A 19,941-nucleotide genomic window follows, 5' to 3' on the forward strand; every position below is an offset into this window, starting at 1 on the left:
TTTTCCCTAACGCAGCGTCCCATGCCCGCCAATCCCCCATCCTTGTCCGCGCATGATCTGGCCTGCCGCCGGGGGGACCGGCTGTTGTTCCGGCGGCTGTCGTTTGCCCTTGCGCCCGGCGCGGCGTGCCATGTGACCGGCGCGAACGGCGCAGGCAAGACAACGCTGATCCGCGCGGCGGCCGGCCTGACGACGCCTTACGCCGGAGAAGTTCGGCGGACAGGCGCATTGGCGCTGCTGGATGAACGCAGCGGGCTTGACCCTGACCTGCCGCTGGGCCGCGCGCTCGCCTTCTGGTTCGGGCTGGACGGGGCAGGCAAAGCCGACACCATCATGGCACGGCTCAGGCTGGAGGCGCTGGCCGAGGTTCCGGTGCGCTATCTTTCGACCGGCCAGAAAAAGCGCGCTGCCCTCGCCCGCGTGCTGGGACAGGCCGCGCCGATCTGGCTGCTGGACGAGCCGCTCTCCGGCCTCGACACCGCGTCGCAAGGCTTGGTCAGCGAATTGGTGCGCGAACATTGCGCGCAGCAAGGCATCGCGCTCATCGCCTCGCACCAGCCGCTTGATGTGCCGGGAATGACGAGCTTTGCCATCGAGGACTTCGCCCCCGCGCAGCAGGAGCACGAGGCATGATTGCCGCGCTGCTCCGCCGCGATCTGGCGCAGTTCTTCCCGTTCACCGGAAGCGGGGCCGCCCTTCCCGTCGTGTTCTTCGTTGCGGTAGCCATGCTGTTTCCCTTTGCGGTGGGGCCGGATGTCAATCTGCTGGCCAGGACAGGCGGCGGGGTGGTGTGGATCGCGGCGCTGCTGGCGGCGATCCTGCCGCTGGAAAAGCTGGTGGCGCGCGACATCGAGCTGGGCTTCTTCGACCAGCTGAAGCTGCGCGGGATGGCGGAAGAGGCGATGATGGCGGTGCGCCTCGTGGCCCATTGGCTCAGCTTCGGCCCGCCGCTGGTGCTGGCGACTTTCCCCGCCGCAGCCCTGCTCAAGATCGAGGGGGAGACGTTCCAGATCCTTGTTCTGGGCCTGATCGCCGGCACGCCGGGCCTTGCCGCCATCGGCCTGATGATCGCCGCGCTGACGGCGTCCTTGCGTGCCGGCGCGGCGCTTTCGGGCTTGCTGCTGATTCCCCTTGCCTTGCCCATCCTGATTTTTGGCGCGGGCGCGCTCGCCCGTCAGGATCACATCAGCCTCGGCTTCGTTGCAGCCATAAGCCTCGCGCTGGCGGCACTCGCTCCGTTTGCTGCCGGAGCCGCGATCCGGGCGGCAAGGGAGAACTAGTGAGAGCGCCAGAAAGCCACGTTCGGGCGAACGAATTGATGGGCAAGATCGCGCTGGGGCTGTTGGGCTTCACGCTGTTCGCCTTTGCGCTGAAGGCAGTTGCGCACCCGCAAGTGCAGGCGCGCTATACGCCGATTGTCGTGTTTCATGCAGGCTCCATGATCGCCTGGCTGACCTTGCTGGCAAGCCAGAGCTTCCTTGCCGCGCGCTTCAAGCTGGGCGCGCACAAGGCAACAGGCCGCGCCTCGATTGCGCTGGTCGGTGCAATGCTGGTGAGCGGCGGGGTGATTTCCTGGCGGATCGGGCTGGAACTGGGCCGCCCGGAAGTGACCGTGGTAAACTTGGCCGCGTTCGCGACCTTCATCCCCCTTTATTTCGCCGCGCTGCACTTCGCCCGCCGCCGCGATTTCGCCGCGCACCGGCAGGCCATGCTGATCGCGACACTGGCGCTGATGACCCCCGCCTACGCCCGCGTGGTGCAGGTGCTAGGCCTGCCCGATCCGGTCGCGATTGCGGTGCAGGTGCCGATCACCGTGCTGGTGTCGGCGGGCTATGATTGGGTGCTGCACGGGCGCGTGACCAAGCCGGTGCTGGCGATGCTGGGCTTTTCGGTGGGGCTGGTGGCGGTGATGAGCGCGGTGCTGGCGGTGTTGTTTCTCTAACTCCTCCGTCTCCCCGGCCTTGAGCCGGGGCCCCGCTTCTTCAGAAGTGCCAACGGCTGCTGCAAAAGCGAAGGGGATAGCTTCCCGGAGTGCTCCGCAATTCCATCAATTGTCCAGGCGTCAATCTCACGCGCCCGCACGAGCGCAAGTGCATGACCGACGAGGTAGTGGATGCGGTTGTTGATCACCGCCCGTTGATCGTCGTTCCAATCGGGTTCGCGCGCCATGATCGTGCAACCGTGGATCACGGCCAGAACGAATTCCACGAGGGACTCGCGGCTCGCCCCCTCGATCAGGTCGCGCACTGGCAATGCCTCTCGATCAAAAGGAAGCTGGATCCCGGATCAAGTCCGGGATGACGAAGGAGACAAAATCGCCCGTAGGGCCGCAGAGGCGAACGCCCGCCCGCAGCGGGGGCAGCTTGCTGCCCGTCTAGCGAGGATCGCGCGCCCGGAAGGGCGTGCGAAAAATCTAAAAATAAGGCGGGCAATCCCGCCCCGTCGGGCTCTTGGTGAAGATCTCGTTGCCCGTCTCGGTGATCGCGATCGAGTGCTCGAACTGCGCGCTCAGCGATTTGTCCCGTGTCACCGCCGTCCAGCCATCGCCCAGCACCTTGGCCCAGGGCTTGCCGAGATTGATCATCGGTTCGATGGTGAAGAACATCCCCGGCTTCAGCTCCGGCCCCGTGCCCGCCTTGGCCGCATGGACCACTTCGGGCGCGTCGTGGAACAGACGGCCGAGGCCATGCCCGCAGAACTCGCGCACCACGCCGTAACGGAAGCTGTTGGCGTGCGCTTCAATCGCCGCGCCAATGTCGCCCAGCCGCGCGCCGGGCTGGGCTGCCGCAATGCCGAGCATCAGGCATTCGTAGGTCACCTCGACCAGCTTCTTCGCCTTCAAGGGCGGTTCGCCTGCATAGAACATGCGGCTGGTGTCACCATGCCAGCCGTCCACCAGCGGGGTCACGTCGATGTTGAGGATGTCGCCATCCTTCAGCACCTTGTCGCCCGGAATCCCGTGACAAATCACATGATTGATCGAGATGCAGCTGGAATGCGCATAGCCGCGATAGCCAAGCGTCGCCGGGACCGCGCCGGCATCCAGCATCATACCCCGGACCGCATCATCAATGCTGCCGGTGGTGACGCCCGGGCGCACCAGTTCGGCGCAGGCGTCAAGGATCTCGGCGGCAAGCTTGCCGGCCTTGCGCATCCCCTCGAACCCCTCAGGCGTGTGGAGCTTGATGGAGCCATCGCGGTAGACGGTCTGATCGCCGTCAACGAGTTGATAATCGTGCATGGCGCCTACATAGCGACACCGGACGCAAAAAGCTACTTCGCGGTCGTGAAAGCCGCCCGGTAAGCAGGTTTGACCGCCGCCAGCACCGCAGGTGTGACCGGCAGCGTCACTTCGTAGGTTCCTTCCGCGTAAGAGCCTGCAACATAGGGGGCCGCCAGCAGGCCGATGCGGTTGAAGGATCGCTTGTCCGAGGAACCCACCAGCACGGTCAGATCGGCAATCGCCGGGCATTGGAAGAACCCGTCGTCGCTGTAACCATCGCCCAGCCGCTCCTGCCGCTGTGCCTTGAGCGCCTTGCACCACGCCGCGCCCAGCGCATCCTGCAAGGCTGCGGGCGTTGTGAACATGGCTTTGGGATCAAGCGCCGCCTCGGCCTCGCGGTCCCACACCAGCGCGTCGTGCGCGCCGTTTCCGTGTGCGCCGCCGGTGTATTCATAAAAGCTTGCGGAAAGGGACAAGAAGCGCGGCAGATCGGCGACCACGGCCCATTCCTTCTGGAAATCACGCATCACGCAGCCAGCGCAGTCGCTGCCAGCAAATTCGCGCAAGGCTTCCGCCCAATCGGCTTTCTGCCCGGCGAGCAGCCCGTCCCGCTCGGCGGAGAACCGCCCCGTCAGCGCAGGCACGGCAGAGACGGCAGCGGGCCAGATGTAAGAAAACGCGCGCTTGGCCTCGCCAGCTTGATCATTGTCGGTGAAGACCACCGCGCCGGGCGTAGCAGCCGCCGCCGGAGGAGCAGGCGGCGCGGGCGGTACGGCGGCCTGCGCAACCCCCACAGCAGCGTTGCTGTCGGCCGGAGCGGAACATCCCGCCAGCGCCGCGCCCAGCATCAATCCCAACCCCGCGCCTGCCCGTTTCAGGCCGGTCCGCGCCAAACCGTGCAAGATACCAGACCCGTCCAGCCACCGCAAAAACCCCCGCTTGCCCGGCCTTGCCAGCTGTTTCACGTGAAACATCGCGCTTGCCATAACCCTGTCCCTCCCCGGATCCGAATCTGCTGGTGACATCGCTGCCGGGGCGATTATGGAACAGGGATGAACGAACCCAAAGCCCTGATCCGGCCCGACCGCGGCGAGGATGCGATTGCCATTCATCTGGTGAACAAGGACAGCCTTGAAGCCTTTGCCAAGGGGCTGACAGCGGGCCAGCGCGCCAGCCTTGCTGCGCAAAAGTTTGAAGGCGGCGGGTATCAATATGCGATTATCCCGGACGGGGATTCGTGGTTCGTGGTCAGCGGGGTGGCCAATCCGGACAGCCTGTCGAGCTGGTGCCTCGCGAAACTCGCGGACGAATTGCCCGAAGGCGTTTACCGGGTCGCCAATGCGGAAGCGGGCCCGGCGATGTTCGGCTGGATCACCGGCCAATATCGCTTCAGCCGCTACAAAAGCGAGGACAAGGCACACGGCCCGCGGGTGTTGCTGACCGCCCAGGTCGGCCAGATCGATGGCTATACTGCTGAGGCGCAAGCGGAATGTCTGGTGCGCGACATGGTCAATGCGCCGCCCGAAGACATGGGGCCAGCCGCGCTGGAAGCTGAATGCGAAAGGCTCGCCAAGGCGCACAAGGCCGAACTGACGGTGGTGCGCGGCGATGCGTTGGAACAGGGCTATCCGATGGTCCATGCCGTCGGCAGGGCCGCCGCGCGGCACCATGCGCCGCGGTTGATGCACCTGGTCTGGGGCGATCCGGCGCACCCGGTTCTGGCGGTGGTCGGCAAAGGGGTGTGCTTTGATTCCGGCGGCCTCAACATCAAGCCGGGATCAGGCATGCGGCTGATGAAAAAGGACATGGGGGGCGCGGCCCATGCCATCGCGCTGGCAGGCCTGATCATGGGTGCCCGGCTGAAGGTGCGGCTGCATCTGCTGGTTCCGGCCGTCGAAAATGCGATTTCAGGCGGGGCATTCCGGCCCGGCGACGTGCTGGCGAGCCGGAAAGGGCTTACCGTCGAAATCGACAACACCGATGCCGAAGGCCGCCTGATCCTTGGCGATGCCCTGACCCGTGCATCGGAAGAAAATCCTGATCTGATCGTCGACTTCGCCACGCTGACCGGGGCAGCGCGCGTCGCGCTCGGCCCGGACCTTCCCGCCTTGTTTGCCCGCCGGGACGAAACAGCAGAGGCTTTTCTTGCGGCCGGCAAGGCCCATGACGATACCGGCTGGCGCCTGCCGCTGCACGAAGCCTACCGCGAATACCTCGTCTCGGATGTGGCCGATATGGCGAACTCGGCCGCCAACCCCTTTGCCGGAGCGAGCGTGGCGGGCCTGTTCCTCGACCGCTTCGTGGGAGAGGGGATCGACTGGGTGCATTACGACACCTTCGCCTGGAGCCCCGCGCCCAAGCCGGGCCGTGCCCGCGGCGGGCGAGGACTTGGGCTGCGGGCATCGTGGCACGCCATCCGTGGCCGCTACGCATGACGCCCATGGGGCGCGCAAGCTTGCTCCGCGGGCCGCTTGCCGCTAACGGCTCGCGCACACCGCTGCCGGGATGCGACCGGCGCGAGCGACAAGGGCTGACGGAACGCACATGAACGGCGCGGCGCGCGAGAATACCGACTACGCAGTGCCGCATGGCGTGCTGGGCCTTAAAGGTCCGGTGGAAAAGCCCGCGCCCGGCACGCTGCCCCTGCGAGGTGATCTGGCGCACATGGCACTGGCGGGAACGCACCTTGCGGCGCATTATGTCATCCCGCACGTCCGCAGCGTCGGTGCGTCCGGCGCGGGCCTCAGGCTCAATCCGCGCGGCGATGCCGAAGTGTTTGCGACGCTTGGCGCGGCCAGCCGGTTTGAACTGCTGGATGTGGCAGGGGAATGGGTGTGGGGCTGCCCGGGTCCGCAAGGGCCAAGCGGCTGGTGCCGGGCGAGCGAACTTGCTCCTGAAACCGTCTAGTCCATGACAATCCGCCTCTTCATCGACGGTGCAGCAGGCACCACCGGCCTTGAAATCCGCGAGCGGTTGCAAGGGCGTGAGGAATTCGACCTGATCGTGCTGGGCGATGCCGAGCGCAAGGATGAAACCGCCCGCCGCGACGCGATCCACGCGGCCGACATCGCCATCCTGTGCCTGCCGGACGAAGCGGCGAAGGAGGCGGTGAAGCTGGCGGAAGGATCGGACACCCGGATCATCGACGCCTCATCCGCGCACCGCGTGGCGGACGGCTGGACTTATGGCTTTCCCGAACTGATCGGGCATGACGCCATCGCCAATGCCCGTTTCGTCAGCAACCCAGGGTGCTACCCTACCGGGTTCCTCGCGCTGGTCGCCCCCTTGGTTCGCGCGGGGCGGTTGCCTGAAAACTGGGCTTACACCGTCAACGCCGTGAGCGGATTTTCAGGCGGTGGAAACGCGCTGATCGACCGGTTCGACACCGAACCCGACATCGCCTTTCGCGCCTATGGATTGTCGCTCGGGCACAAGCATCTTGCCGAAATGCAGCGCTACGCCGGGTTGAAGCACGCGCCGGTATTCTCGCCAGCGGTGATCCCGGCCCATCGCGGCATGATTGTTGATGTGCCGCTTTCGCTGGACGTGATCGGCGGCGAAGGCAGCCAGACGCTTCGTGACGAGCTGACCGCAACCTATGCAAACAGCCGGGTCGTAAAGGTCAACAGCGAGCCAGCAAGCGAACTGCTGCTTCGCAAATCTGCCGAGCCTTGGGATGGCATGGAACTGTTCGTCTTCGGTTCACCCGATGACAGTCAGGCCCGCCTTGTCGCCCACCTCGACAACCTTGGCAAAGGCGCATCAGGCGCCGCGATCCAGAACCTCAACATCATGTGCGGCCTGCCCGAAACTACGGGCCTTCGCTTATAATCGCGCGGCGATTGCTTAAAATTTAGGCAACCCCCGATCAGATGCTGTGCACCATTGCGCAGCGCACCATAATCTTGCTACCGGCAGGGCCAAGGCGAAAGACATCCCTACCCTTGAGTCTTCAAGCGGCAAGGATTGTTCAAAGCCGCCACCAACACAGCTTGGCACGGTTCTTGTTATGAATCGGTCAGCAAACGGCCAGGCGCGGATGGGGACGACGTGAAAAAGATCGAAGCGATCATCAAACCCTTCAAACTCGATGAGGTGAAGGAAGCGCTGCACGAAATCGGCGTGTCCGGCATCACCGTGACGGAAGCCAAGGGTTTCGGCCGCCAGAAGGGCCATACCGAGCTTTATCGCGGCGCCGAATATGTCGTCGACTTCCTGCCCAAGGTGAAGCTCGAAGTGGTCGTCGCCGACGATCAGGCCGAACGCGTGGTCGAAGCGATCGCCGCGGCTGCGCAGACGGGGCGGATCGGCGATGGCAAGATCTTCGTCACCGCGATCGAAAGCGCGCTGCGCATCCGCACCGGCGAAACCAACGACGACGCGATCTGATTTTCACCCTCTCCTGCCCAGCCATACCGGCGGGCCAACCCAGACTTACCTCGGAGGCACTACACAAATGTCGATAGCAAAAGACGTCCTGAAGAAGATCAAGGACGAGGAAATCGAGTGGGTCGATCTGCGCTTCACCGACCCCAAGGGCAAGTGGCAGCACCTCACCATGGTCGCCAGTGTCATGGGTGAAGACGAGCTGGAAGACGGCCTGATGTTCGACGGATCGTCGATCGCGGGCTGGAAGGCGATCAACGAATCCGACATGATCCTGAAGCCCGATCTGACCGAAACCTGGGTCGATCCCTTCAGCGCGACCCCGATGCTGGTCATCAATTGCGACATCGTCGAGCCTTCGACCGGCGACTGGTACAGCCGCGATCCGCGCACCACGGCCAAGCGCGCCGAGGCCTATCTCAAGTCGACCGGTATCGGCGACACGGTCTATGTCGGCCCGGAAGCCGAGTTCTTCATGTTCGACGACGTGCGCTTTGAAGATGGCTACGCCGGATCGGGCTTCGCGATCGACGACATCGAACTGCCGGGCAACACCAGCAAGGAATACGAGCAGGGCAACATGGGCCACCGCCCGCGCGCCAAGGGCGGGTACTTCCCCGTCGCGCCGGTCGACAGCGCCGTGGACATTCGCGCCGAGATGGTCTCGACCATGCTCGAAATGGGCCTGCCGTGCGACAAGCACCACCACGAAGTCGCCGCCGCCCAGCACGAGCTGGGCCTGACCTTCGGCACGCTGGTGCAGACCGCTGACCGGATGCAGATTTACAAGTATGTCGTGCACCAGGTTGCCCATGCCTATGGCAAGACCGCGACCTTCATGCCCAAGCCGATCAAGGCCGACAACGGCAGCGGGATGCACACGCACATCTCGATCTGGAAGGATGGCAAGCCGATGTTTGCCGGCAATGAATATGCCGGTCTGTCGGAAATGTGCCTGTACTTCATCGGCGGCGTGATCAAGCACGCCAAGGCGCTGAACGCCTTCACCAACCCGACCACCAACAGCTACAAGCGGCTGGTGCCGGGCTTCGAAGCACCGGTGCTGCTGGCCTATTCGGCGCGCAACCGTTCGGCCTCGTGCCGCATTCCGTACGGGACGGGCGACAAGGCCAAGCGCGTGGAATTCCGTTTCCCCGACGCGATGGCCAACCCCTACCTGTGCTATTCGGCGCTGCTAATGGCGGGTCTCGACGGGATCGAGAACAAGATCCATCCGGGTGAGGCGATGGACAAGAACCTCTACGATCTGCCCCCGGCCGAACTCGCCGAAGTGCCGACTGTGTGCGGCAGTTTGCGTGAAGCGCTCGACAGTCTGGCCGCCGATCACGAGTTCCTGCTGAAGGGCGACGTGTTCACCAAGGACCAGATCGAATCCTACGCAGAACTGAAGTGGGAAGAGGTGATCCGCACCGAAACCACCCCCTGCCCGGTTGAATTCGACATGTATTACAGCATGTGATCTGATCGTCCCTACCCTTAGGAACAATCGCAAGGGCCGTCCGGCGAACCGGGCGGCCCTTTTGCATGGATACCAATCTTCCCTTGGCCCGCCGCGCGCGCTAAGTCGCAGGGATAAGTGGGATCTCAAGGACAGTTATGACGCAATCAATCCTGCTGGTGCTTGGCGGTTTGGTCCTGCTCGCGCTGGGCGGTGAGCTTTTGGTGCGGGGCGCGGTCGGCATGGCGGCACGGCTCGGCATATCGCCGTTGCTGGCGGGCCTCACCATTGTTGGCTTTGGCACTTCAACCCCCGAACTGGCCACGAGTGTGCAAGCCGCGCTGGCAGGATCGCCAGGGATCGCGATCGGCAATGTGGTGGGATCGAACATTGCCAACATCCTGTTTATTCTCGGGCTGTCAGCGGTCATTCTGCCACTTAGCGTCAATCCGAAATCCTTTCGGCGCGATTCGATTGCGCTGGGCGGTGCGACGCTTTTGGCGACAGGGGTGGTGGTTTTCGGCTTTATCGACCGGTTGATGGGGCTCGGGTTGCTGATCTGCCTCGGCGGCTACGTCTGGTACGCCTACAAATCCGAAAGTGCCGCGGATGACGACGAGTGCCATCGTCATGAAGCCGAGGCTGAAGACCGTCCCGTGCCGCCCTCTACCGGCCCGATCATCCTTGGCGCGATGATTGTTGCAGGGCTTGTCGCAGCCATTTTCGGCGCAGGCTGGCTGGTCGATGGCGCCACTGTGATTGCCAGTACGGCAGGCGTATCGGAAAGTGTTATCGGCCTGACGGTTGTTGCCGTCGGCACATCCCTGCCCGAATTGATTGCCTGCATCGTCGCAGTCCTGCGCAAGCATGAGGATGTGGCCTTGGGCAACATTGTTGGCTCAAACATCTACAATATTTTCGGAATTCTGGGTCTGACGGCTGTGATAAAGCCGATTGCCGTGCCCGCAGAAATCGCCGGTTTCGACATTTGGGTCATGCTTGGCGTCACAGCGCTCCTGATCGTCCAGCTGCGCAGCGGATGGAAGCTGTCCCGGATCGAGGGCGCGCTGCTGGTGGCGCTGTATATCGGCTATACCGCCCTGCTTGCGCTGCGTTGACGCGCATTTGCCGCCAGCGTGGGTGGTATACCGCAGCAGGCCTGCCAAGATTTCATTTTCCTACCCGCGCCAAGCGTGCCTAATTCCCCGGCCTCTCTCCCTTCAAGAGGCCGCCGCCATGCCCTACCAACCTGCCACCTCGTTGCTGACGCTGATCCGCCGCCTCGCTGCGATTGCCACACCTGCAACGCCCCCGCCCCCCATCCCGCCCGTCCCCATGCCCGCACAGCAGCAGACGATCAGCGCCGTGGGTATCGCGCTGATCAAACAGTTCGAGGGCTGCGCCCGGATCCGGCACGATGGGATGGTGGAAGCCTACCCTGATCCCGGCACCGGCGCTGAACCTTGGACCATCGGTTGGGGTGCAACCGGCCGCGACAGATTTGGCGGGGGCGTGATCGGCCCCGGCACCTGTTGGACGCAGGTCCAGTGCGATGCCCGCCTGGCACAGGATCTGGCGCGTTACGCCGCCGATGTTTCCGCCGTCATCCGCACCGCGCCGACCACACAGGCCCAGTTCGATGCGTTCGTCAGCTTTCACTACAATACCGGCGCAATCGCCCGCGCCGCATTGACCCGGCGCCACATCGCCGGAGACACCGCAGGGGCCGCGCGCGAGTTTGCCCGCTGGAACCGCGCCGGTGGCCGCGTGCTGAAGGGCCTGGTGCGCCGCCGTGCGGCAGAGGCGGCATTGTATCTTAGTCCGGCGCCGTGATGGGCCGGGCCGTCTTCACCTATGCGCGGGTGATCAAACGCCCTCAGTAATCCCGGCTGACCTGCACCAGCACCGAATCGCGGCCGATGGTCGATACCGTCCCAAGCAAGGCCAGCCAGCTGGTGATACGGTATTCGACCTGCGTTGCGCTGTAACCGCGCCCGTCGGTTACCAGCTCGACATAGATGCTGCGGGTAATGTTCTTGCCAATCGCAATCCCCGTGCCGCGCCCGATCAGCGGGTCGGCGCTGATGATGCGCAGTTGATCCAGCCCGATTGACCGGCGCAACTCGCCAATCGGATCAAGGCCGCCGCCGCCGCCGCGCAGCGCCGCAAGCGCCGCTGCCAATTGCACCGCATCCGTCGCCGAGAGCGACGTGACCGAACCGCCGAACAGCAGCCGGGCCAGAATCTCCTCTTCAGGCAAGGCTGGATCGCTGGAGAAGGCAATCGTCGGCGATTGGGCATTGCCGGTGATAGCGATATCGACATTGGTGCCGTTCTTGGCGGTCTCAGCCAGCACATCAAGCCGCGGATTGATCGGCTCGCCCACATCGAACAGAATCCGCCCTCGGGTCAGATCAAAGCGGGTGCCGGCAAAGGTGTAATCGCCGCGCACAAGCTGAGCGGTGCCACCGATGCGCGGATCATCAACCGTCCCGCGCAGCGCGATGTCGATGCCCCACTCGCTCTCCAGCCCCAACCCTTCGACCGCCACCCTGCTTGGCGCCGAGGCATTCACCAGATAGCGCCACGCCGCATCACGGCCCGAAACCTGCGTCCGGCCGCGCGCACCATCGCCATTGATCTCGCGCGTGGCGATTTGCGGCAGCGCGACATCCTCTTCAGCGATCCCCAGCGCCCAGCGCGCCCGGTCGATCTTCACGCGCCCGGCGATCGTGCCGCCCAGCCCGTTGGAAACGATCCGCAAGGGGCCCGTAATCGTCGCTTCAAGCCCGTTGGCATCAAGCAACCGGGCCTGCTTGACCGCGGCCCGCAGATCAAGGCTTGGCCCGCGCGCCGCGCCCATGCCCGCCAGATCGATTGTGCCGCTGCCGCTGATCGTGCCGCCGCCCGGCGTCTGCCCGGCAAAGCGCACCAGCTCCAGCCGTGATCCGGCAAATCGGCCGCGCGCATTGACATTGGTAATGCGCGTGCCGGTCAACCCGCTTTGCACCGTCAGATCATCGCTCGCGACTGTCCCGGTGATTTGCGGGCTGGCGAGCGTGCCGGTGGCGCGCGCAGCGATACGGACGGGGCCGGCCAGATCAAAGGCCTCAATCGCTGCCAGCCGCCACAGCGTTTCAGCCGCACCATCAAACGAAAGCCGCGCCCCCAGCTGTCCGCGCATCAGCCGGTCGGTCAGCGCGCCAGTGGGCGACAGGCCGGTAATCCGCATGGCCAGATCGCCGCGCCGGTCTTCCCCTTCAAACAACCGGGCCGCAGCCGTCAGGCGGTCGGCGCCAAGGTTGACCACGCCAAGCACATTGATCGGCTTGGACGAAAGCACGAGGCCTGCCCGGCTGAACCGTTCGATCCGCCCGCGGGCTGTTGCCGTGGGAACTCCGCGGCCCGATTGGCGGTAATCGATGATCCCGGTCAATCGTCCGCCAAGGCCGAGATCGGTCCCCGCCAGATCCAGCAGCCGCAGCGGCATGCGCGACAGTTTCAGCTGAACGGCAGTGGTGCCGCCGCCGAAGGTGCCCTCGGCAATCGCGAAGCCGCCGCCCAGGCCGATCTGCGACGGCGCCAGCTGCCAGCCGCCATCATCCAGAGCGGTCAACACCGCACGGCGCGGCATCGTGATCTGGGCGTTGCCGTATTGCCCGCGCGCAGCCACCGCTATCCGGCTGGGCGCCACCTCGGCATCGAAATTCGCGGCAAACCGGTCAGACCGCCGCCCGGCGATATTGCCCGTAACCTTGCCGCGGCCATTGTTGATGGCCGCCTTGGCGGTCATGCTGGCAAGGCTGAGACTGCCATATTCGAACCCGGCTGCGGTGATGTCCGCTTCCAGTGTCGTGCTGCCATCAGCATAACGCCCCGTCGCCGCAATATCGGCGCGGGTGATGCTGATCGGCGTCGCGCCGCCAAAGCTGGCATTGCGCGCGGCCAGATCGACGACAAATCCGGTTGCCCCGCCGCCTTGCGGGCGGAACGAGAGCGTGCCGTTGACGCCGCCGCCCGCCAGCCGCAGATCGCCGGAAGGCCCGGCATCTTCCAGCACCACGCCGCCGGTGATTGTGGTGCGATAGACATCCAGCCGGTTGATCGCGACCCGTGTGGGGGCGTTTTCGGGAAGAAACAGTTCAATCGCGCCGTCAAATTCGCCCAGCAGCGATCCGCCGGCAACATCGAGGCCGAAGCCCTCTGTGCTGGGGGCAAGCGCGATCCGGACGTCTTTCAGTCCGGCCGCGGGGTAGGGATCGGCCAGCACCAGCACGCCGCGCGGGCCATCGGCTGCGACTTCGGCATCGAAACGGAATGGTCCATATTGCGCCTGCTGTCCGCTGCCCGCGATGACCGTTCGCGTGACGCCGCCAGCGGTCATCAGCTTGCTATCGAGCCGGGCGGTCAGGCGCGGCGAGGTGATGGTGGTATCGCGCAGCACCACCGGCTGGCCCGCGCCCATGCCCAGCGCGCCTTTGAAGCGCACCTGCTCACCAGCCAGATTGACGAGGGTCGCATTACCGATCCGGCTGAGAACTCCGGCCAGGTTGGCGCGCAGGCTCCACGGCACGGCGGGGCCGAACTTGGCGAGGATCTTGGCGTTGGCGGTCACCACGCCTGCGCCCTCGACGCGCAAGGCACTGGCTTTGATCGGCCCGGCGACAGCATAGGCCCCGGCGCCAACATCGCCGCGCAGGGACAGCGCCGCCTCCAGCCCGGGAAACGCAATCTGCGCCCTGTCAGCCGCGAGGCGCGCCTTGGCAAAATCATAGGTGATGATGCCGCTGGCCCGGCCTTTGACAAGGCGAGGATCGGCAAAGGCATTACCGGTCTGCACCCGCTGCGCTGTCAGCGCCAGCGGCAGGCTGAGCACTGTTCCTTCGATCCGCGCGGCGCCCGATTGGGCCAGCCCGGTGGCAACCACGCCGGATGCCGTGAGGCGGGAAACGGTCAGTTCGTGCTTGATGGCAAGATCGTCGAACGCGCCCGAAAGATTGGCGATCAGCTCGCCGCCCTCGATCCGCAGGCTTTCACCCAGCAGATCGGGGTTGCGCATGGTAAGCCGGACCCGCGCACCGTCCACCACCTTGTCCGCCAGATTGACAGCGCCCGCGGCCCGCAGATCAACCCCTGATGATACCGCGGCGGCCCGGCCTTCCACCACGCTGTTGTCCAGCTTGAAGCCAACCACAAGCGACAGCGTTTCGCCCAGCGCCCGGCCTGCAATTGTATCATCCGCCAGCCCGGCGCGCAGCTTCCCGATCACCCCGTATTGGCCCGCATCATTGCTGATCTGGAATGCGGCAACGGGCGCGCTTTGTGCATCAAGGCGCCGGGCCAGCGCGGCGCCGCGCCACTTGACCCAGCTGCCATCGCCGACAATGCGCGCGGTGTAACCTTCCTTCAGCCCTGCCAACCCGGCCAGCACACCGCCAGCCGGAGCGCGGTAATCGCCGGCAATATCGAACCGGTCGCCATCAGGCTGGGCATCGATCAGCAGATTGATCCGGTCTTCGGCCCCCAACCGCGCCTTGGCGTCGATGAACGCGCGGCCTTTGCGAATGTCGATCCGGGCCGTCATGTCGGCCCGCTCGTCACGCGCGGTGGCAATGCCCTTGGCGATCACCAGATCATCGATCACCAGCTTGTCGACGCGAATATCGAAATCGGGCAGCAGCGGCGCGTCCGGATCACCGGGAAGCAGTTCGGGCAAGCGCGTCAGCCGTCCGCGCCGCGCGGTCACTTCCCGGATATCGAGCCCGCCGCGCAGCCAGTTGAGCGGGCGCCAGTCCAGCCGCACTTCGGGGATCGTCAGGAACGCACCCTTGGGATCGCGCACCACCACGGTCCGCAGCACCGCCTTGCCATAGATGTCGCCTTCGATCCGGCCGACGGTAAAGCGCAGGCCCGAGGCTGGCGCCACAGCCGCAATCTGGTCAGCAATGAAGCGCTTGCCGATCGGCGTGGCAAAGAAAGCCGCGGCCAGCAGGACCGGCGCAATCAGGATCGCCAGCGCCCACGCCAGCCGCTTGCCCCAGCGGCGCGCGGCGCTGCTGCGCGGCGCTGGCGCTGACTGGGTTTGCGCTTCCGGCAGCACAGGATCGTCCGCCGCCATCAGAATGCCTGACCCAGGCTGACATAGACCACCACCGGACTATCGAACGCGGTGGGATTGATCGGGGTCGCCACATCGACGCGGATGGGGCCAAAGGTGGTTTTGTAGCGAATGCCCACCCCGGCGCCGAACCGGATCTCGTCGAAATCCGGGGTCGATCCGCGCGCGACCGATCCGCCATCGACAAACGGCACGACCTCGATGGCGCCGCCAAACAACGGCGTCTCCACGCGCGCTTCCAGCGAGAATTCGACCAACGAGGCCCCGCCGGTCGGGTTACCCAGATCATCGCGCGGGCCAACGCCCTGGAACCCATAGCCGCGCACCGACGCCCCGCCGCCGCCATACAGCCGGCGTGACGGCGCAATATCGTCAATGCCTGCGCCCTGAATGGTTGCCGCACGCAGCCGTCCGGCCAGCACCGCCGGCCCGACCGATTGATAATAGCTCACATCGCCCTGCGCGCGCAGATAGAAGCTTTGCGCCCCGTCAGACCGTGACACCTCCGGCGCAAGGAACAGCGTAGCGCGGTAACCTTCGTTAGGGTCGAGCAGATCATCGCTCGCATCGAGTGTGACACTGCCGAACAATCCGCCGATCAGATAGGCTTGGCGCGGCACGACAGCGTCGGGGGCCACGCGGCTGGTCCGGTTGCGTTCGTCGGTATAAAGCAGTTCGCCGCCCAACTGCCAGCTCAGCGGCTTCTGGAACAGGATGTTCGATACCTTCTCAAACGTGCCGCGCATCCCGAAACCACGCGAATCCACCGCCTGCGTCGTGATATCGCTGGCGAACAGGTCCACGCTAAGCACCTGATCGCGGCCGAGGAAATTGTTGCGCCGCACGCCAACGCTGGCGAGTGCTTCGCGGGTGCCAAGGATCCCTCGCAGCCGCAGCGCGCCTTCCGGCGGGAACAGGTTCCGGTGTTCCCACCGGCCTTCAACCTTGAAGCCATCCTCGGTGCCGTAACCAATCGCGCCCGCAACGGTACGCACCGGCGCGCGGTCAAACGCGACATCAAGCGCAACTTCGCCCGGCTCGCTGCCAACCGGCGCGCGGGTTTCGCGCGGGGTAACGGTCACGCTGGAAACCAACCCGGTGGCAATAATTGCCCGGCGCAGGTCTGTCTCAAGGCTCTGCTGGAACACATCGCCTTCATCAAAGCGCGCGATCTCAGCCAGATGGCGCCCGGACAGAAACCGCTCATCGGCGCTGATGATATCGCCGAACACATATTTGCCGCGCGGCTGCACATCGAGCGTCAGATCGCCTTCGCTGCGGGCATGATCGATCAGCAATTCCGGCTCTGCCAGCTCGGCAAACGGATAGCCCGTTTCCCCCAGCGCCACGCGCAATTCGAGTTCGCGTTCCACAATGCGGTCGGCATAGACCGGATCGCCCGGCTTAATCCCGAACGCCGCAATCAGGCGGCTGGCGTCGGGCTCCGGCAAGGCGGGCAGCGCCCCAAGGTCGATCCGCCCGAAACTGTAGCGCGTGCCCGGCAGAATATCGAACCGCACGCTGGGCTCGCTTGCTGCGGCCTCTGCGGCCTGATCCGCGGCGGCCCCGGCCGCATCACTGGCACGCCGACCGCCCGATAGCTGACGCACAACCTCACCGCCGTAATAGCCATAGGTGCGCAGGATATTGCCCAGCAATTCTTCATCGGCGCGCGCGCGGGCCGCCACCTGAGGGATTGAGTCGCTGTCGTCGTCAAACGCCTCCAACGTCGACAGATCCTTGAACCGCTGGACGAATTCAGCGCTTTCGGGGAAGGCTTCCTTCGCCGCCGGAAGCGCCAGCACCAGCTGGTCGTTGATCCGCGTCTCAGCCAGCTCGGGCAATTCGCCCAGCACCGGCCCGGCGAGGCTGGGGAGTTCTGCAAGCTCGGGATCGGCCGGGAGCGGCTCGGGCTCCTCCAGCGCAAAATTGGCAAACGTCTCGTCAATCGCAGGCTGCAAGGCCGGATTGGGCGGCGGCAGAAAACCGGCCAGAGGGTCATCGATCGGTGACGAGAACGGGTCTGTCAGATCGCTGCCGGCCTCAACCACCGGAGCAGGATTGGAAACGCCGCCCGCAGCCCATGCTTCGGGATTGGCGACAGCATCAGCCGGAATCAGATCATCCAGCGACGTTGGCACAGCTTGCGGCTCAGCGCGTACAGGCGGCTCAGCCGCGGGATCGCCTGCTGCCGGGACCGCAGCGGGCGGCTCAGCGGTGGCAGGCACGACGGCTGGCGGCGCGGCCGGCTGCGCTGCAAACGCAGCGGAAGCCGGAACCGCAACCAGCACAAGCGATCCACGTCTCAATCCTGCGATAAGTGCCAGACCGAGCGTGAGATGCCTTGCGACCGCCTCAGCTGGACGGGAACTTGACAGGCTGGCCATCCTTGCCCCGCGCGCCCACCAGGTCTGAAACTTGTGCTGTGCGCGGCGCTGTTGCTGCCGCAATCAACCGATGCTGGTCCGCCGCCTCCATCAACTGCCAGCCTTCGCGGGTCAGCCGCTCAAGCGGGCGGTAGCGAACCTTGTACTGCATACGCGGACTGCCTTCGACCCAATAACCCAGATAGACGTAAGGCAATGCCTCAGCCGCCGCCCGGCGAATATGATCGAGGATAATAAAATTACCGAGACCCGCACGTCCGGGATGATCGGGTTCGTAAAACGAATAGATCATCGACAGGCCGTCGCTCTGCCGGTCAGTGAGGCACGCACCGATCAGCCGACCGGGCTTTCCGCCGGGGCCAGGCTCGCGATATTCGGTGACCACGCTGCCAACCGGGGTGTGTTCGATCATATCGGCGTAATCAAGCTCGTCCATCGCCGACATCCCGCCATCGGGATGGCGCTGGCCAAGGTAGCGCGACAGCAGCTCAAACTGTTCATCGGTCGCCCAAGGACGACATTCGGTCACGATCAGATCGGCATTGCGTTTCAGATCGCGCTTCTGCGTGGCTGAGGGCCGGAAGGCGCCAGCCACGACCCGGACCGAGACACAGGCCTGACAATCAAGGCATGACGGACGGTAGGCCACCGTCTGGCTGCGGCGAAAACCAATGCGCCCCAACGCTTCATTCAACTGATCGGCGTGGGCGCCCTTCAACTCGGTAAAAACCTTCCGCTCGCTCCGCCCGGGCAGATAGGGGCAAGGTGCGGGGCTGGTCACAAAGAACCGGGGGAAGCGGATTGGTGCCGTCACGGGTGGTGCCAGTCCTTTTTTCGCATGAATCGCGCAGGGTCGGAAACGTTAAGAAAATCTTATGCCCGCACCCATGCGCTGGTAAAAGTCCTTTAACCATGAAAATCTCGCGGAATATGCGAACAGCGGCTCAATTGACCGCAAAACTGCGCCCAAAGTGGTGCGGCCCGGCGCGAACGCCGGGTCGGTGCTGGCAAATTATTCCTGATTTTCAGCCGAGTTCGACGAGCTGCACCGAATACCCATTAGCGCGCAGGCCCTCAACCAGCCGCTCCACCTGCTCGGCATCACGCGCTTCGCATTCGATATCGGTGATGAGGCCTTTGGCAGGCAGCGTGGTGAAGATGCGCTGGTGGTAGATCTCGATGATATTGACGTTGTGTTCGTCAAACAGGCGCATCACCCGGAACAGGGCGCCGGGGCGATCCTGCAAGGTGACCCTGAGGCGCGCAAGGCGGCCCTGGCGCGCCAGATCACGCAGCAGCACATTGGCCAGCAACCGCGTATCGATGTTGCCGCCGCACAGCGCCAGACCGATGGTCTTGCCCGCAAACCGCGCCGGGTTGCGCAGCACCGCCGCAAGCCCCGCCGCACCAGCGCCTTCCACCACCGTCTTTTCAATCTGAAGCAGCAGCGCCACCGCCTTTTCCAGCGCGGGCTCATCCACCAGCAGGATGTCGTCAACCTTTTCGGCGATCACCCTGGCGGTGAAATCGCCGGGCTGTTTGACCGCGATGCCTTCGGCCAGCGTATCGCCGCCGCACGGCAAGCTGGCGCCCTTGATCCGGTCGAACATGCTGGGAAACAGCCCCGCCTGCACACCCACCACTTCGATATCCGGATTGAGCGCCTTGGCCACGGTCGCCATGCCCGAAATCAGCCCGCCGCCGCCAATCGGGGTGACAATGCAATCCAGATCGGGTTTCACCGCCAGCATTTCGAGCGCGACCGTGCCAGCGCCTGCCGCCACATCGGGATCATCAAACGGGTGGACAAAAGTCAGGCCCAACTCGCCTTCAAGCTTGCGGGCATGGGCGTAGGCTTCATCAAAGGATTCGCCTTCCAGCACGACCTTGCCGCCGACGCTTTCGGTCTGCATCACCTTAACGGTCGGCGTGGTGCGCGGCATCACGATCGTTACCGGCACGCCAAGCCGGGTGCCGTGATAGGATAGGCCTTGGCTATGGTTGCCGGCCGAGGCTGCGATCACGCCGCGCGCGCGCTGTTCCTCGGTCAGCAGCAGCAGCGCATTCAGTGCTCCGCGCTCTTTGTAAGCGGCAGTAAACTGGAGGTTTTCAAACTTCAGCCAGATATCCGCGCCGGTAATCTGCGACAGCGTGATCGAATGCATCATCGGTGTTTCAACCACCGAACCTGCAATCCGCGCAGCCGCAGCGCGAACATCATCAAGGGTCAGGTCGGCCGGTGTGGCGGCGGCACCTTTCGGGCTGGCGGGGGCGAGTTGTGTCGACATGGCGACCGCGCGATTAGAGGCTTGGCGACGTAAGGGCAATCGCGGCCTTGCCGATTTCGTATACGCGCACCGATTGGCAA

The 19,941-nt window shown here is 64.7% G+C and carries 17 protein-coding genes; 10 read left to right on the plus strand and 7 right to left on the minus strand.

Features of this window, described 5'->3' with window-relative positions; all coding sequences use genetic code 11:
• Positions 1–21: 21 nt before the first annotated feature.
• The 3 genes from ccmA to C0V72_RS02455 are packed head-to-tail and all read left to right on the plus strand — an operon-like array spanning position 22 to position 1,942.
• A complete protein-coding gene (ccmA, locus tag C0V72_RS02445) occupies positions 22–633 on the plus strand; it encodes a heme ABC exporter ATP-binding protein CcmA (RefSeq protein ID WP_101791625.1) in 612 nt (203 codons plus the stop codon).
• The gene (locus tag C0V72_RS02450) at positions 630–1,280 is read left to right on the plus strand and encodes a heme exporter protein CcmB (RefSeq protein WP_101791626.1); all 651 of its coding nucleotides are present in this window, start codon (positions 630–632) and stop codon (positions 1,278–1,280) included. The genes ccmA and C0V72_RS02450 overlap by 4 nt, the downstream gene beginning before the upstream one ends.
• Entirely contained in the window at positions 1,280–1,942 is a 663-nt protein-coding gene (locus C0V72_RS02455) for a hypothetical protein (RefSeq protein WP_233999737.1), read from the plus strand. The genes C0V72_RS02450 and C0V72_RS02455 overlap by 1 nt, the downstream gene beginning before the upstream one ends.
• On the opposite strand, the gene C0V72_RS02460 is transcribed toward C0V72_RS02455, so the two are convergent.
• The 3 genes from C0V72_RS02460 to C0V72_RS02470 all read right to left on the minus strand — a co-directional run bounded on the left by C0V72_RS02460 (position 1,939) and on the right by C0V72_RS02470 (position 4,209).
• Positions 1,939–2,247, minus strand: coding sequence for a hypothetical protein (locus tag C0V72_RS02460; RefSeq protein ID WP_101791628.1), 309 nt, complete (start codon positions 2,245–2,247; stop codon positions 1,939–1,941). The two genes, C0V72_RS02455 and C0V72_RS02460, sit on opposite strands and share 4 nt — an antisense overlap.
• Positions 2,248–2,413: 166 nt before the next feature.
• Complete coding sequence (map, locus tag C0V72_RS02465; protein WP_101791629.1) at positions 2,414–3,241, minus strand: type I methionyl aminopeptidase; 828 nt, start codon at positions 3,239–3,241, stop codon at positions 2,414–2,416.
• A gap of 32 nt (positions 3,242–3,273) precedes the next feature.
• Positions 3,274–4,209 (minus strand): PdaC/SigV domain-containing protein, encoded by a 936-nt coding sequence (locus tag C0V72_RS02470; protein ID WP_101791630.1) that lies wholly within the window; start codon positions 4,207–4,209, stop codon positions 3,274–3,276.
• A 66-nt stretch (positions 4,210–4,275) separates the two neighbouring features.
• On the opposite strand from C0V72_RS02470, the gene C0V72_RS02475 reads away from it, so the two are divergent.
• The 7 genes from C0V72_RS02475 (at position 4,276) to C0V72_RS02505 (ending at position 10,901) form a co-directional block, all read left to right on the plus strand.
• Positions 4,276–5,658 carry a leucyl aminopeptidase family protein gene (locus tag C0V72_RS02475; RefSeq protein WP_101791631.1) on the plus strand — a complete coding sequence of 461 codons (1,383 nt, stop codon included), beginning with the start codon at positions 4,276–4,278 and terminating at the stop codon, positions 5,656–5,658.
• Positions 5,659–5,767: 109 nt separating this feature from the next.
• On the plus strand, positions 5,768–6,130 hold the full coding sequence (locus tag C0V72_RS02480) for a hypothetical protein (RefSeq protein ID WP_101791632.1): 363 nt from the start codon (positions 5,768–5,770) through the stop codon (positions 6,128–6,130).
• A gap of 3 nt (positions 6,131–6,133) precedes the next feature.
• On the plus strand, positions 6,134–7,054 hold the full coding sequence (gene argC, locus C0V72_RS02485; protein WP_101791633.1) for an N-acetyl-gamma-glutamyl-phosphate reductase: 921 nt from the start codon (positions 6,134–6,136) through the stop codon (positions 7,052–7,054).
• 219 nt (positions 7,055–7,273) lie between these two features.
• On the plus strand, positions 7,274–7,612 hold the full coding sequence (locus C0V72_RS02490; protein WP_054119870.1) for a P-II family nitrogen regulator: 339 nt from the start codon (positions 7,274–7,276) through the stop codon (positions 7,610–7,612).
• 67 nt (positions 7,613–7,679) lie between these two features.
• Positions 7,680–9,089: a type I glutamate--ammonia ligase gene (gene glnA / locus C0V72_RS02495; RefSeq protein ID WP_101791634.1), complete on the plus strand. Its 1,410-nt coding sequence runs from the start codon at positions 7,680–7,682 to the stop codon at positions 9,087–9,089.
• A gap of 137 nt (positions 9,090–9,226) precedes the next feature.
• Positions 9,227–10,186, plus strand: coding sequence for a calcium/sodium antiporter (locus C0V72_RS02500; RefSeq protein WP_101791635.1), 960 nt, complete (start codon positions 9,227–9,229; stop codon positions 10,184–10,186).
• Positions 10,187–10,304: 118 nt separating this feature from the next.
• Positions 10,305–10,901, plus strand: coding sequence for a lysozyme (locus tag C0V72_RS02505; RefSeq protein WP_101791636.1), 597 nt, complete (start codon positions 10,305–10,307; stop codon positions 10,899–10,901).
• 43 nt (positions 10,902–10,944) lie between these two features.
• On the opposite strand, the gene C0V72_RS02510 is transcribed toward C0V72_RS02505, so the two are convergent.
• From C0V72_RS02510 to C0V72_RS02525, 4 genes are all read right to left on the minus strand, one after another.
• Positions 10,945–15,186, minus strand: coding sequence for a translocation/assembly module TamB domain-containing protein (locus tag C0V72_RS02510; RefSeq protein WP_101791637.1), 4,242 nt, complete (start codon positions 15,184–15,186; stop codon positions 10,945–10,947).
• Entirely contained in the window at positions 15,186–17,414 is a 2,229-nt protein-coding gene (locus C0V72_RS02515) for an autotransporter assembly complex protein TamA (protein WP_233999738.1), read from the minus strand. Before C0V72_RS02515 ends, C0V72_RS02510 begins: the two co-directional genes overlap by 1 nt.
• Positions 17,415–17,541: 127 nt before the next feature.
• Positions 17,542–18,387 carry an arginyltransferase gene (locus C0V72_RS02520; protein WP_101791639.1) on the minus strand — a complete coding sequence of 282 codons (846 nt, stop codon included), beginning with the start codon at positions 18,385–18,387 and terminating at the stop codon, positions 17,542–17,544.
• A 211-nt stretch (positions 18,388–18,598) separates the two neighbouring features.
• Positions 18,599–19,861 (minus strand): threonine ammonia-lyase, encoded by a 1,263-nt coding sequence (locus C0V72_RS02525; RefSeq protein ID WP_101791640.1) that lies wholly within the window; start codon positions 19,859–19,861, stop codon positions 18,599–18,601.
• Between the last annotated feature and the right edge of the window lie 80 nt (positions 19,862–19,941).

Source organism: Porphyrobacter sp. TH134, from assembly GCF_002855495.1.
Classification (GTDB): Bacteria; Pseudomonadota; Alphaproteobacteria; order Sphingomonadales; family Sphingomonadaceae; genus Erythrobacter.

Coding starts and splice junctions, on each gene's coding strand:
- glnA (WP_101791634.1), top strand. CDS start 7,680: ATGTCGATAGCAAAAGACGTCCTGAAGAAGATCAAGGACGAGGAAATC.
- C0V72_RS02510 (WP_101791637.1), bottom strand. CDS start 15,186: ATGGCGGCGGACGATCCTGTGCTGCCGGAAGCGCAAACCCAGTCAGCG.
- C0V72_RS02470 (WP_101791630.1), bottom strand. CDS start 4,209: ATGGCAAGCGCGATGTTTCACGTGAAACAGCTGGCAAGGCCGGGCAAG.
- C0V72_RS02480 (WP_101791632.1), top strand. CDS start 5,768: ATGAACGGCGCGGCGCGCGAGAATACCGACTACGCAGTGCCGCATGGC.
- map (WP_101791629.1), bottom strand. CDS start 3,241: ATGCACGATTATCAACTCGTTGACGGCGATCAGACCGTCTACCGCGAT.
- C0V72_RS02525 (WP_101791640.1), bottom strand. CDS start 19,861: ATGTCGACACAACTCGCCCCCGCCAGCCCGAAAGGTGCCGCCGCCACA.
- C0V72_RS02500 (WP_101791635.1), top strand. CDS start 9,227: ATGACGCAATCAATCCTGCTGGTGCTTGGCGGTTTGGTCCTGCTCGCG.
- C0V72_RS02450 (WP_101791626.1), top strand. CDS start 630: ATGATTGCCGCGCTGCTCCGCCGCGATCTGGCGCAGTTCTTCCCGTTC.
- C0V72_RS02475 (WP_101791631.1), top strand. CDS start 4,276: ATGAACGAACCCAAAGCCCTGATCCGGCCCGACCGCGGCGAGGATGCG.
- C0V72_RS02505 (WP_101791636.1), top strand. CDS start 10,305: ATGCCCTACCAACCTGCCACCTCGTTGCTGACGCTGATCCGCCGCCTC.
- ccmA (WP_101791625.1), top strand. CDS start 22: ATGCCCGCCAATCCCCCATCCTTGTCCGCGCATGATCTGGCCTGCCGC.
- argC (WP_101791633.1), top strand. CDS start 6,134: ATGACAATCCGCCTCTTCATCGACGGTGCAGCAGGCACCACCGGCCTT.